A 13,393-nucleotide genomic window follows, 5' to 3' on the forward strand; every position below is an offset into this window, starting at 1 on the left:
CAGCATCGGTGACTCATAACAGGACCAGTGATATTCTGACACCACCCGGACAGCCGTTTACACCATTGCATGGCGAGGCCGAGGGGTAGAAGTAAAATCTCATCTTGCGATCAAGAGGCTCCGGATGACAGACGATACAGTCGGCGAAAGGAAATGGGCTTCATATCTTATGCCGTGCCGTTTCTTGTGGTCGGATCCTGGAATATTCGGAACAGGCTAAGGAAGATTATTCGGCAGCGGAACGCGTAATTGAATATTTGAAGGACAGGGAACGGCGATGAAAAACCGCAATTGGGTAGGGTTCAGTGGATCGGCCTTGATATGGATACTGTCCACATCGCCTGTTCTTGCAGAACAAACCTACGCAGATCTTATCGTTACCAACGGCAAGATCGTTACAGTTGACCCAAAGGACAGTATCGTTGGCAGCGTCGCCGTCGTGGGCAACCGGATCGTCGCCGTCAGCGACGACGTCCAGGCGTGGCGTGGCCCCGCGACCAAGGTGGTCGATCTGCGGGGGAGAACCATGCTGCCCGGCTTCATCGATGCGCATTCGCATGTCGAAGGCATGGCCAACGTCGAGGCCAACTTCATCAATATCCAGGCGCCGCCGCTGAAGGACGGCAAGGCGATCATTGCCAAGCTGAAGGAAGCGCAGGCCAAACTGCCGCCGGGCGCATGGTTGGTCGGTCAGGGAACCTATATGCAGGTTATGCCCTCGCGAGCGGAACTCGATGCAGCTTTTCCGGATAATCCCGTACGCCTCGACTGGAGCGCGCACGACAAGCTCATCAATCACAAAGCTGCGGTTGTGATGGGGATGGACAAGAACTGGCCGGAGCCCCCGGCAAGTTCAGGCGGCCGCTATGAACGCAATGCGCAGGGCGAAGTGGTGATCGTGCGGGATGCTCCAGCCCCGTGGCCCAAAAACCATGAGTTTACCTATCCCGAGATGAAGGAAGGCGTGCGGAAGATATTGGAGGACTTCTACCTTAAAAAAGGCGTCACCACGGTCTCCGACATGTCTCCCCCGAAAACCTATCTCGCTTATCAGGAATTGCGCAAGGAAGGCCGGTTACCGACCCGCGTGCGTGTGAACTATGTACTCCGAAATCCGAATGCCACGACTTCCCCCATGGAAGGGGCAATTACCGCAGAACAGCTCTTGTCGACCGGCATCACGACCGGGATGGGAGACGACTGGATCCGTGTCGGAGCGATCAAGCTATTCATGGATGGTGCCTGGGGAACCACCGTGGCGCTCTATCGGCCGCAATGGAAAGGTGCTGGTACGACCTGGGTGCCCAACAATTACGGCACACCCATGATGGATCAGAGCCAACTCAATGACATCGTCTTAAAGGCCCGACAGGCTGGCTGGCAGATTCAAATCCATGCGAATGGCGATCGCGCACAGGATATGACGCTTACGGCCTACGAAAATGCCAACCGATTGTTTCCAAAAGCCGACGCGAGGGACCGGATAGAGCATTTTGGTCATTATCTGACGATCGACCCTCAACGCACGCAGGAACGATTGGCCCGTTTGCAGCGCGACCATGTCATCCCCTCCCCACAGGTAGCCTTTCTGTGGCGATTGACAGACGTCGGCATGAAGGAACCGAACGTCAAATTTTTCGCGATGAAAACGCTGATTGGTCTCGGCCTGCACCCTCCTGGTGGCGTCGATACCGTGGGCACGCAGAATTTTGCGACATATCCGCTATTTTCCATCGAGCGGGCCGTTCATCGCGACACGAAATATGGGAAGATCGTGCAGCCGGAGGAAGCGATCAGCGTCATGGACGGCATCCGCATGTTTACGATCTGGTCGGCTGAAGCGAACTTTATGGAAAAGCAGCTAGGCTCCATTGAAACGGGCAAACTTGCTGACTTCGTCGTGCTTGCGCAGGACCCACTGACGATCAACGCTGACAAACTCAGCGACATTCCTGTCGATATGACAATCCTGGATGGCAAGGTCGTTTATCAGCGGTGAATGGCAATTTTTAAGTAACTGCCCGCTCACATCGACGGACGGCGGGAGAGCAGATGTCAATCTGCGCCGCGCGTTCCTGATCTTCATCGAATGGATTTTGGAGCGGAAGCCGGTCGCCAAAGGAGAAGAGTATGACCGCCAGTGATCGTCTTAGGCGGGAGGCGCAGACCCGCGAACGGATGGCGACGGTGCGAGATCCCATCAATATGCTGCGGATCGTCGCTGATCGTTCGCCTTCCCATGATGCCATGGTTCATTTCAGAAACGCTGACGATCTTTCACCCGTTCGCCTTGATTATGCCGCGCTTGCCGAACAGACGGCCCGGCTGGGTGCGGCGTTGCAAGGGGCCGGGATCAAGCCCGATCATGTGGTGGCCATTGTCGCGCCCTCGATCCCCGAATGCATGATCGCTATCATGGCATCGTCTTCGGTCGCCATCGCTTTCCCGGTAAATCTCCTCCTTGGCCCAGAAGCGATGGCCAGCCAATTTGCCCTCGCCAATGTGCGGGCCGTCATCGCCTTTGGGGCGAATGACAATTTCACGCTGGATGAGACCGTGGCGCAGGCCATCGCCCTGGCGGGCGGGGTGGAACTGGTCATCGAAATCGACGGTGGGGCGGGCCGATCCGGCGCGTTGCAGCGCTATGCGGGGCAATATGCTTGGTGGCCGGATTTTCTGGGATCGGCTGACCCGGCTGCCGTCAGGATCATTCATGGCGATCGTTGCGCGGCATTATGTCATACGGGAGGGACCACCGGCGCCCCTAAACTGGCTGATCTGAGCCTTGGTGGCCTGATGGCCTCCGTGCATGCCAGCGCGGCTGGAATGGGCTGGCGCCCGGACGACCGTGTGTTGCAACTGCTTCCCTTTTTTCATGTGGGCGGCGGTGTCGTGGTGGGAATGGCGCTGTTTTCCAGCGGATCGACATTATTGAATTGCGGCATTGCCGGAGCGCGCGATCGTCGAACCGTCAACGCGATCTGGGAAATTTCCGCGCGGGAAAAAGTCACCGTCATCGCTTTGGTGCCGCCGACCTGGTCGCATGTCGCCGAACTCGGCAAGCCTGCCCTTTGGCCCGAATTGCGTGCACTGGTGACGGGAGCAACCTCCATCGGCCCCTCATTGATGCGCTGCATCACGGAACTGACCGGCATTCCGCTTTCCCAGATACTGGGCATGACCGAATTGTCGGGCGCCGGGGGCAATCAGCCGCTCGACGGAATCGAATATCAGCCAGCCATCGGAACGCCGACCCCCCTGGTCGAAACCCAGTTGGTCCCGATCGTGCCCGGCGGCCCTGACGAACTGTATGTTCGGGGACCCATGCTGTTCCGGGGTTATCGGACGGTGGAGGGTTTGATCGAGCATCCGAAAGAGAAATGGCATGCGACCGGCGATCTGGCCGAGATGACGTCAGATGGCCAAATCCGGCTGATTGGCCGTAGCAAGGACGTCATCATCCGCAGCGGCCACAATATCGACCCGCAGACGATCGAGGAAACAATATGTCACCATCCGGCTGTTGCCATGGCGGCGGCGGTGGGGATGCCGGATGCTTATGCAGGCCAGGTTCCGGTGCTCTTCGTTACCCGGAAACCGGGCGCTTTGGTCGATGAAGAAGAACTGATTGCCTTTGTAACGCAGCATATCGAGGAGCCGCCCGCCAGGCCGAAACGGATATTGCTTGTTAACAGCTTGCCATTGACCGCCGTAGGCAAGATTGCCCGCTTTCAGCTGCGTCAACAGGCTGTGGCCATGCGCGCTGTTGAAGAGTTGGCGGGATTGTCCAAAGTATTGGACATTTCATGTACCGACATAGGGGCGAGAAACGTAACGGTGATCTGGTCCGCCGATCCCGATGACAAGGAAAAGCGCGAAGCCGAAAATCTGCTGGCGCCATTTGAACTGAATGCGGATCATGAAATCATATAGGCCAGCCGATGATAATGACCAGTAACAGCTTGTTTTCGTCCATGCGACTTCCCGTGATTGGCGCGCCGATGTTCATCATATCCAATCCCGCTCTTGTCATCGCGCAATGCAAGGCGGGCATCATCGGATCGTTCCCTGCTCTCAACGCCCGACCGCAGGCCTTACTGGACGAATGGCTGCATCAAATTACCGAAGAGCTCGCAGTGTGGGACAGGGACAATCCCGACCGTCCATCCGCGCCGTTCGCCATCAATCAAATCGTGCACCGGTCGAACGACAGACTTGGCGCAGACATGGATATGTGCGCCAAGTGGAAGGTGCCGCTCATCATTACTTCGCTCGGCTCACGTGAAGATGTGAATGTTGAAGTGAAAGGATGGGGCGGGATTACCTTGCACGATGTGGTCGATGACCGCTTTGCACGCAAGGCCATCGAAAATGGTGCGGACGGATTGATTGCGGTCGCGGCGGGCGCGGGCGGTCATGCTGGCCGACTTTCCCCCTTCGCGCTCATTCAGGAAATTCGCCAGTGGTTCGACGGGCCGCTTGCACTTTCGGGCGCCATGGCGACGGGCCGGGGGATACTTGCGGCTCAAGCCATGGGGGCCGATTTCGCCTATATCGGCTCGGCCTTTATCACCACGCCTGAGGCAAATGCCGTCCAAAGCTATAAGGATGCGGTGGTCCAAGGGTGTGCCCGGGACATCGTCTATTCAAACTATTTCACGGGCGTGCACGGCAATTATTTGAGAAGTTCGATCATTGCTGCCGGATTTGATCCAGAAGATCTGCCGGTCGGAGACCGTACGATGATGAATTTCGGGGGCGATGCTGCGGCCAAGGCATGGAGAGACATTTGGGGCGCTGGACAGGGCATCGGCGCAATTTCAAACGTCGCGCCCGTATCGCAAGTTATTGCGCGATGGCAGGCAGAATATAATACCGGCCTCTCGCGCCTGAAAAAGCTGAAATAACCTTGTTTTGATCACGTCAGATGTATTTCGCCGAGCGATGCCTGAGTTAAGCCGTCGATAACCATTTTGCGCGAAATGGAAGGGAAACAATGGGTCGTAACAGGGGAGCTTCCACGACGTGCGGCATTCAGCCCGATTGGCAGGCATCCTCAGCCGTCTGCCGAGCGCAATCCTTCCCCTTGCGGCGCTTGCGCTGATCGCTCTCCTGACGTGCGGTATGCTCGTGGCCGTGCTCGTTTCCAAGATGGACGATGCTGCGGCCCTCGAAAAGGCACGCATGGTCAAGGGCGCGATAACCCGCGAGGCTACCGCTCTTGTAGCCGAAACCCGCGATTACGGGAAATGGGACGATGCCGTAGATCATCTATACGGGGATACCGATTATGAATGGGCCGCATCTAACCTCGGCAGCTCGAAACCTACGTACATCCTCGACGATCGCGGTGCGACGATCTTTGGGTGGCGACCGGGCACAACTGTTCCTGGGAACTTGGGGAAGGAAGCTCCAGACGCGCTTCGAGATTTGAAGCGCATGCTCCCGAAAAAGGTGACAGATCGACATAGCGTTCCCGTTCGCTCTTTCATCAGTCTTTATCGGGGACAACCCGCCTTGTTTGCGGGCACCCCCATCACGCCCTTCTCGGCGGATCGGCCGCTGCCGACTGGGCCACTGCGCTACGTCGTGGTCGTTCGCCCGCTTGATGCCGCACTGTTTTCCAGTTGGGAGCAGGCCTATCAAATAACGGGCATCAGCTTCCTACCGCCCGGCGCGCGCACAGACAAATCTTCTGGCCATACCCTCGTCAGCCCCTCAGGAACGGATATCGGGCATGTTCACTGGGCAGCCGTTCGCCCAGGGTTGGCGGCGCTTGAAAGCCTTTCCTGGTTGCTGGCCACAGCATTCATTCTCTTCCTTCTGTTTTTCCTGGCAGTCTCGCGATCCATTTTACGCGCTCATCATTTATTGTTAGAGGGCCGCTTGCGGGCTGAACAAATTTCCGCAGATCGGGAGAGCGCGCGTGCCGCTGCGGATGACGCCCGAAAACAGGCGGAAAGCGCGAGCGAGCAAATCGCCGCGATCGCCGAGAAGCAAGCCCGGGAGGAGGCCGACCATCGCGAAGCATTGAAGAATGCTGCCCATGAGGTCGCCAGCCTACTCTCGGCAAGCGTGGGCGACCTTTCAAGATCATTATTGAGGCAGGCCGACCAGCTTGAAGTGAGTGCGCGCGACACGCTGGCGGCGCTGGCGGAACAACTCGCCGGAACGGCTTTTGTGCGGGATCGCAGCCGTACGTCGGCACAGGCCGTGCATGAGATAGAGGCCCATGTGCAGGATTTGAGTGTTGCAATAGGCCAAATCCATACGCAATCAATCGCCACGCGCAGGAATATGAGCAAGACGGAGATTGAGGCGCGGGCAGTGCTGGGGGCTCACGACAAGTTGCAGCGGGAGATCGAAGCGATCGACCTTGCCACCAGAGCCATCCGGCAAATTGCGAGCCAGACCAACATGCTGGCTCTGAATGCGACCTTGGAGGCCGCGCGCAGCGGCGAGAGGGGAGCGGGATTCGCAGTCGTCGCCGGCGAGATCAAGATCCTGGCGACGAAGGCCGGAGCCATGGCAGGACAGATCGAACAGCGCACGGAGGCGGTAAACGCCTCTGCTTCATCGATCGCATCGCTGCTCAACCTGCTGAACATAGTCGTCCGTGAATTGGAACGCAGCGTGTCGGAAGTATCCTCGGCTGCCGAGAAGCACCATGAGGGTGCCCGAACGATCCTGGCAAGCAGCCAGAGCGTCGGAGGTGATGCGGAAGCCGTGCATAACGCCATCAGCTCCATTGCCGCAGGTCTTGGTGCCGTGAAGGCTAATGCCGAGCACACGCTCAATGTCGGAGCAGCTGTCCGGGTTAGCGCTAGCGAGCTAAGGCAGCAGTTCGATCAGGTAATTGCCCGCCTCCGCGCGGCGTGAAATTGCCGCCCGGCCTTAGCCGCTTACGCCATTCTGCTGCCGTTTCCGATTTGCTTTTCCCACTGGGGGGGGACTGTTTTCCGGTTTGTCCATGCGCCGCCACGACCCCAGTGGGTCCGGCGATTCCCATTGCTGACGTATCAAACCAATCTAGGTCGGCCGTCGGCTCCGCCTTCACATGAGAGCGGATCTGCAGATCACACAGCGACGCTGTCGACTTGGCTGATGAGTCGCAAGAAGGCCACCTCATCTTCGTCGTGGGGCGTTCCATCCGCATCGAAAATGTCGTGAAACCACCGGTCCTTGAGGCCTTCAAGATTGGGATTCTCCCATTTGTCCCATGGCAAGTGCGTCTGCGTCTTGCCCCGGACGAGACCCCAGCAGAATGTCCCGACCTCATGTTCCTTGGCCACGGGCAGTATTGTTTGAAACGTGCTGCCTGCGGGTCGCGCCATATATTCGGTGCATAGCAGAGGTCTTCCCATCGCCTTCAACCATTTCACGCGCTGCGCAAAATCGTCGGCGATGCCGTAATTATGGAAGGAGATCACATCCGAACTCCCCGTTTGGGCGCGCTGGATGGGGCTGAGCAGATCGGGCGCGGACCAGTCGCCAAGCCAGATGCCGCTAGTGAGCGGTTGGACAGGTTTCATCTCGCGCGACCACGCGAATGCGGCCAACAGCAAGGGCACCACCAGGTCGGCCTTCGCCTTGAGCGCCGCCGGATCGCACAGGGCAACTTCGGGACCATTGTCCGGCTCATTCCAGATGTCCCAGGCAATGACGCGGGGGTCGTGAGCAAAACGGCCGACAACGCCACGGACATAATCTTCGAGCCGGTGATGTTCGTCTATATTTTGGAGCGCGGTGATTCCGGGCGACTGGACCCAACCACTGTTGTGCACGCCTTCGCGTGGATGGGGCTGAGGCCCAAGCTCAGGTTCAGGGTGCCAGCAAGAATCGAAAAGCACCAGCATGGTGCGAATCCCGTGCCGATCCGCGACTGCGAGAAAGGCGTCGATCCGCTTCAGGAAACCCTGAGGATCCTCAATCCAAAGGAGATCGTGAAGATAGACGCGAACCGCATTCATGCCCACCGATGCGGCGAGGGCCAATTCCCGATCGATCATGGGCAGATCGAAGGTGCCCGCCTGCCACATCTCCAGTTGATTGATCGCATTGGACGGAGTGAAATTACACCCGACCAACCAAGGCTGAGCCTTGAACCACGCATGCGCCGCTTCCGGCGACCAACGTTCTACCGTATCCGACCCGCTCACCGATTCTCGTCCTTTCCCCGACCCGCCGCGGTCCCTTAAGGATGAGATTAATATAGAGCAAGTCAGTTAACATGATGTGACCGACGTATTCATTGGTGATCCATCCATGATCCCAATATTCATTACGGATTCGTTCTCTTTCGACTTCGCAACAACTACGAAAATATGCGGATCATATAGATTGTTTTGAACAGGAAATAAGATGGGATCTGTATAACCGAGTGCCGATCACGAAATAACGAAATCCAATTGCCGGTGGTGATGCGACGCGAAATGATCCAGAGCACACTCCAGCGCAGGCAAGTCCGCTCCACGGCTGCTCGCCAACGCGCCATTTCTCGGCCGCTCGGCCCGCCAGCGGAAGGAGGCATGGGGAATGCCGTGCACAAGGTCGAAATCATATCCACAACTGCCCGCGACACGCCGCGCAAAATCGGCCCAGGAAAGGGATTCCCCGTTGGTGAGATGCCAGCAGCCGCTTTCCCCATCGATCAACAGGTCAAGTACCGTCGACACCAAATGCGGCACGTAAGTGGGGGTAATAAGCAGGTCGTCCGCTGCCTGAAACACCTCGCCCCGCGCAAGCGACCTCACGACTGCTGCGGCGAAATTGAAGCTGTCGTCCGGGGAGAAGAAGGCCGCCGTGCGGATCACCAGATGCTGGCCCGACAAATCTGCAAGTCCCGCCTCCATCTGCGCCTTGCTATGGCCGTAGCTATTACGCGGGGATGGATCATCGGTTTCCACATAGGATGATCCCTTGCCGCCATCGAACACCAGATCGCTGGAGAAGGAAACGGACGGCAGCCCCCGGCGCTCGCACGCCTGTGCCAAGGCGATCGCGCCATGGGCATTTGCCATCAGGCAGTCATCCTGCTGGCCCTCGGCTTCATCGACCCGGACCCAACCTGCGGCGTTAATCACCGCCCACGGGTGAACACGATCGATGGCGGCATCGATGCTGGTCCGATCGGCAAGGTCGAGGTCGCCACGCGACGTGAGCACAAAGGGAATATTGCGCAGCGTGCAGGCGCGCCCCATTGCCTGACCCAGCGTGCCTGTCGCGCCACATATCAGCAGCGGTCGAGCCGGGAAGCGCAAGCGTGCCCCTGCCAGATGCTCGGCCATGGGCGCAGGACGCGCGACCGTCGGGTGCGCCATCCTGACCGGGCGTTGCCACCATCCGGCACCAGCCGCCAGAGGCGGACGCACGCCATGGCCCGCCAACGCCTTCAGCAGAGACGCGAGTGCGGTCGGCCTCGGATGGCCGCTGCTAACATCCCATGCGCCCGGCTCGTAAAAGCCCGGCCGTGTCAGCAACGTATTCCACCCCTTGCTTCCCAGCAGCGACCAAATCGTCACGGCTTCGACACGAAGGCCCTCCCCGTCGAGGCGCAGCGCCGTGTCCCACGCCTGTGCCGCCCAGCGCAACTGCTCCTCCCGGGTTGAACCATTATGCACCTCCGTCAGCGCGAGCGGCACGCCGTACCGCTCCCACGCCTCGCGCATCGCCCCTTCCATACCCTGTGGCGAGGGCGCAAGCACCCTGACTGCCTCGACATCAGCGTAAACCTGCTGTTCGCTCCCGCCGTGATTATGCCGTGGATAACGATGTAGTCGGTGATCGAGGAAGCGGTCGCTCGTCAGATAATGGTTGATGCCGATCACATCAGGTGGACAGGGATCATCCGCTATCGCAAGCAACCGACTTTCAAAACCAAAGCCGCACAACCGGTCCCAAAAAGGATGGTCGCGCGTCATCCGCCCGCAGAGAAGGTCCCATCCAGCCCATCGGCGCAGATTGTCGAACCCTGCCTGCGTCCGCAGCGAGGCGGTCGCATAGGTCCGGCCCAGATCGTCGGTCTGGATCAACCGGGCGACGGGATTGACGCGCCGAATAGCCCGCATCGAAAGGCGGGTCGCATCGATCTGGTTCAGCAGGGCCAGCCAGAATGCCTGTTCAGACCGCTGGTGGGGGTACCAGTGGCCGTAAAGCGCTGAAAAACGCGCCGTGGTCAGCGGTTCGTTGACGGGGGTCCAATCGGTGATCCAGGGGTAGCGTTCTGCCGCACCCCGGGCGTGGCGGGCCAGCCCATCAGCAAAGTCCTCGTCCAGTAGGCTGGTGTAGCGTGGGCCGCTGCCGTGGTGGATGAGGCCAGCAATGACCGCAATGTCCAGTTGGCGCAGGCGCCCGAGCCGCTCGTCCGTCCAGCGCCAGTCGCATTGTTCAGGACTATCGGGGCTAACCCTTTCCCATAAAACGGGATAGCGGATCGCACGGATACCCGACAGCGCAATCGTGTCGAGGTCCTCGATCCGGTCATGGTGCCCGCTGGCGCAGATTTGATCGCCATAGCGGTCTTGCACACGGTTCACCGTGCACTCCAGACCGCCCCAAAGCTGCGGGCGCGTTGGCATCCTGTATCCTTTCTCGCTTGTCAGAAACTCAACGTTGCTCAAGGGGATTATTTCGCAAGCAGAATCCTATGCAAGTCCAAGGCATATAATTGCGACATGACGCCAACCTGTATCAGCTGACGCACTGGAACAAGTGCCAGCAACCGACGGTTTGCAAACCGTTCGTCCCCGAGAAAGGTTTCCGCACATGGTCCAGGTCCGTTCGCCCGACATTTCGCAACCTGGATTAAACTCCAACGCCGTCGCCCATACTCTCATCTGCTTTAGTCATCTTCGCTGGAACTTTGTGTTTCAAAGACCCCAGCATTTGATGAGCCGCTTTGCCAAACAGGGCCGGGTCATCTTTTGGGAAGAGCCATGCTTCTCCGCAGAGATTAAAGCGGCTGACCTGAGGTTCGAGACATGCGCTTTCACAGGTGTCAGTGTGGTGACACCGCAGTTGCCCGAGAGCGCGCGCGGGCAAGATTGTGAGATACTCAAACAGTTGCTCGACCTCTATTTGGCGGGCGAGAGCGGCCCCTATATCCGCTGGTATTATACGCCCATGATGCTGCCCTTTTCGGAGCATGTCGCGGCCGATTGCATCGTATACGACTGCATGGACGAGCTTGCCAATTTCAGGGGCGCCCCGCCCGAACTGCTGCCGCTCGAGCAGCGGCTTCTATCGTGCGCCGATCTGGTGTTCACTGGCGGATATAGCCTCTACGAGGCGAAGAAGGACAAGCACGCCCATGTCGTCCCCTTTCCCTCAAGCGTGGATATCCACCATTTCGCTGCGGCACGTTCTGCTGCGAAGACCAAGGGAGATCCGGCCAGCCGCCCCTGCCTTGGCTTTTACGGCGTTGTTGACGAGCGGATGGATCTCGACCTGCTCGCCCGCCTCGCCGACGCGCGGCCCGGCTGGGACGTGGAGATCATCGGCCCGGTCGTAAAGATCAGCAGCGACGATCTGCCCAGACGACCCAATCTCCATTTTCTGGGCGGGCGGTCCTACGAAGACCTGCCCACCTGCATCGCGGGATGGGATGTGGCGCTAATGCCCTTCGCCCTCAATGATGCGACACGGTTCATCAGCCCCACCAAGACCCCCGAATATCTGGCGGCGGGGAAGCCCGTCGTTTCGACCCCTATTACCGACGTCGTGCGGCATTATGGCGAGATGGAAGCCGTGTGGATCGCGGACGGCGCCGAAGCCTTCGTCACTGCCTGCGAAGAGGCACTGGCGCTGCCGCGTCCAGGCGGCCACTGGCTGTCGCAGGCGGACCAGTTGCTGGCGGGCATGTCCTGGGACAAGAGCTTTCAGCAGATGAACACGTTGATTGCCGACGCGGTGTCGCAGAGCGTCCATGCCCATCCGATCGTATCGCCAACTAGCTGGAACAGCGACCGGCCCCGGCATTATGACGTGATGGTGGTCGGAGCTGGCTTTGCTGGCGCGATCATGGCCGAGCGGCTGGCGGCCGATGGCGGCAAGAAAGTGCTGGTGGTCGATCGACGCCACCATGTCGGGGGCAACGCCTATGATGAACTCGACGAAGCGGGGGTGCTGATCCACCGTTACGGTCCGCATATCTTCCACACCAATGCAGCGGAGATTTTCACCTACCTCTCGCGCTTTACCAAATGGCGGCCTTATGAGCATCGGGTGCTTGCGGCGGTCGACGATATGCTGGTGCCAATGCCGATAAACCGGACGACGCTCAACTTGCTCTATGGGTTGAGCCTTCAAACCGAAGAGGACGCCGCGGCCTTCCTCGCCGCGCAGGCCGAGCCGGTGGCAATCGTGCGCACATCGGAAGACGTCGTGGTCTCCGCCGTGGGTCGAGAATTGTATGAAAAATTCTTCCAAGGCTATACGCGCAAGCAATGGGGTCTTGACCCATCCGAACTCGACAAGGCTGTAACATCACGGGTGCCAACGCGCACCAATGTCGATGATCGCTACTTTACAGACAAATTCCAGGCGATGCCGTTGGAAGGCTATACGCGTATGTTTGAGCGGATGCTCGATCATCCCAACATCGAGGTGCTCCTGGGGGTCGACTATTGCGAGGCTGGCGATGCCTATCCGCACGATCACCTGGTGTTCACCGGCCCGATCGACGAATATTTCGGCTATCGCTTCGGCAAATTGCCTTATCGGTCGCTGCGGTTCCAGCATGAACAGCACAGCGTCGAACAGTTCCAGCCGGTCGCCGTGGTCAACTATCCCTCACCCGATGTGCCCTATACGCGCATTACCGAATATAAGCATCTGACCGGCCAGCAGGTGAATTCCACCAGCATCACCTATGAGTTTCCGACAGCAGAAGGCGATCCCTATTACCCGATCCCAAGGCCTGAAAACCAAGCCCTCTTCAAGCGTTATGAAGCGCTTTCCATGGTCCAGACGAACGTGACCTTCGTGGGTCGGCTGGCGACCTATCGCTATTATAATATGGATCAGGTGGTCGGCCAGGCCTTGGCAACGTATCGGCGCATGTCGCAGCGCAAGGCTCGCGCCTCTGTGGCCCCGACGAACGTGACCCACGCTTCTTCGGGAGTCCCATAAAGCGCGCCTGCCATCATCGCCGCGCTTGATATATCCGGCCGTCCGCGCCCGTATCGGGCGTAAACAGGAACCTCGCTTCGTCGAGTTAAGAAAGCTCACTAGGATGATCCTCGGAACCTTTGTCCCGACGGCGAACCGGCACAGCAACTTTGGCACGTGCGCCAAGTGATTATAAGTACTTAAAAAATCCTGACGCCCGCCGACTCAACAGGGGAGCGCCGATCAATCACGGATCCCAAGGCGTCGGCCCAGCGTTGTCGCATCA

Annotated in this window: 8 protein-coding genes and 1 pseudogene; 6 read left to right on the forward strand and 3 right to left on the reverse strand. The window is 58.8% G+C overall.

The annotated features are described in order from the left end of the window. Positions 1 to 277 precede the first annotated feature (277 nt). The 3 genes from ACYU81_RS03140 to ACYU81_RS03150 all read left to right on the forward strand — a co-directional run bounded on the left by ACYU81_RS03140 (position 278) and on the right by ACYU81_RS03150 (position 4,907). On the forward strand, positions 278 to 1,999 hold the full coding sequence (locus tag ACYU81_RS03140; protein WP_460986301.1) for an amidohydrolase: 1,722 nt from the start codon (positions 278 to 280) through the stop codon (positions 1,997 to 1,999). A gap of 131 nt (positions 2,000 to 2,130) precedes the next feature. Beyond that, positions 2,131 to 3,933 carry an AMP-binding protein gene (locus ACYU81_RS03145; protein WP_460986302.1) on the forward strand — a complete coding sequence of 601 codons (1,803 nt, stop codon included), beginning with the start codon at positions 2,131 to 2,133 and terminating at the stop codon, positions 3,931 to 3,933. A gap of 14 nt (positions 3,934 to 3,947) precedes the next feature. After that, positions 3,948 to 4,907, forward strand: coding sequence for an NAD(P)H-dependent flavin oxidoreductase (locus ACYU81_RS03150; RefSeq protein ID WP_460986303.1), 960 nt, complete (start codon positions 3,948 to 3,950; stop codon positions 4,905 to 4,907). A 127-nt stretch (positions 4,908 to 5,034) separates the two neighbouring features. On the opposite strand, the gene ACYU81_RS03155 is transcribed toward ACYU81_RS03150, so the two are convergent. Continuing rightward, positions 5,035 to 5,271, reverse strand: a complete 237-nt coding sequence (locus tag ACYU81_RS03155; RefSeq protein WP_449474698.1) for a hypothetical protein — start codon at positions 5,269 to 5,271, stop codon at positions 5,035 to 5,037. Here ACYU81_RS03155 and ACYU81_RS03160 point away from each other — a divergent pair. Both ACYU81_RS03160 and ACYU81_RS03165 read left to right on the forward strand, forming a co-directional pair. Beyond that, a pseudogene (locus ACYU81_RS03160) lies at positions 5,185 to 5,577 on the forward strand (CHASE4 domain-containing protein); the annotation flags it as partial. The gene ACYU81_RS03155 and the pseudogene ACYU81_RS03160 overlap by 87 nt on opposite strands. A gap of 309 nt (positions 5,578 to 5,886) precedes the next feature. Next, positions 5,887 to 6,879, forward strand: a complete 993-nt coding sequence (locus tag ACYU81_RS03165; RefSeq protein WP_460988102.1) for a methyl-accepting chemotaxis protein — start codon at positions 5,887 to 5,889, stop codon at positions 6,877 to 6,879. A gap of 197 nt (positions 6,880 to 7,076) precedes the next feature. On the opposite strand, the gene ACYU81_RS03170 is transcribed toward ACYU81_RS03165, so the two are convergent. Next, positions 7,077 to 8,159, reverse strand: coding sequence for a cellulase family glycosylhydrolase (locus ACYU81_RS03170; protein ID WP_460986304.1), 1,083 nt, complete (start codon positions 8,157 to 8,159; stop codon positions 7,077 to 7,079). A 228-nt stretch (positions 8,160 to 8,387) separates the two neighbouring features. Beyond that, complete coding sequence (locus ACYU81_RS03175; RefSeq protein WP_460986305.1) at positions 8,388 to 10,577, reverse strand: sugar nucleotide-binding protein; 2,190 nt, start codon at positions 10,575 to 10,577, stop codon at positions 8,388 to 8,390. A 310-nt stretch (positions 10,578 to 10,887) separates the two neighbouring features. On the opposite strand from ACYU81_RS03175, the gene glf reads away from it, so the two are divergent. After that, positions 10,888 to 13,128 (forward strand): UDP-galactopyranose mutase, encoded by a 2,241-nt coding sequence (gene glf, locus ACYU81_RS03180; protein WP_460986306.1) that lies wholly within the window; start codon positions 10,888 to 10,890, stop codon positions 13,126 to 13,128. Positions 13,129 to 13,393 lie beyond the last annotated feature (265 nt).

The sequence above is a fragment of the Sphingobium sp. TomTYG75 genome, assembly GCF_054771635.1.

What these genes read in the sequence shown, in the direction of transcription:
- ACYU81_RS03140 (WP_460986301.1), top strand. Translation starts at nt 278, where the DNA reads ATGAAAAACCGCAATTGGGTAGGGTTCAGTGGATCGGCCTTGATATGG.
- ACYU81_RS03145 (WP_460986302.1), top strand. Translation starts at nt 2,131, where the DNA reads ATGACCGCCAGTGATCGTCTTAGGCGGGAGGCGCAGACCCGCGAACGG.
- ACYU81_RS03150 (WP_460986303.1), top strand. Translation starts at nt 3,948, where the DNA reads ATGACCAGTAACAGCTTGTTTTCGTCCATGCGACTTCCCGTGATTGGC.
- ACYU81_RS03155 (WP_449474698.1), bottom strand. Translation starts at nt 5,271, where the DNA reads ATGATCTACGGCATCGTCCCATTTCCCGTAATCGCGGGTTTCGGCTAC.
- ACYU81_RS03175 (WP_460986305.1), bottom strand. Translation starts at nt 10,577, where the DNA reads ATGCCAACGCGCCCGCAGCTTTGGGGCGGTCTGGAGTGCACGGTGAAC.
- glf (WP_460986306.1), top strand. Translation starts at nt 10,888, where the DNA reads ATGAGCCGCTTTGCCAAACAGGGCCGGGTCATCTTTTGGGAAGAGCCA.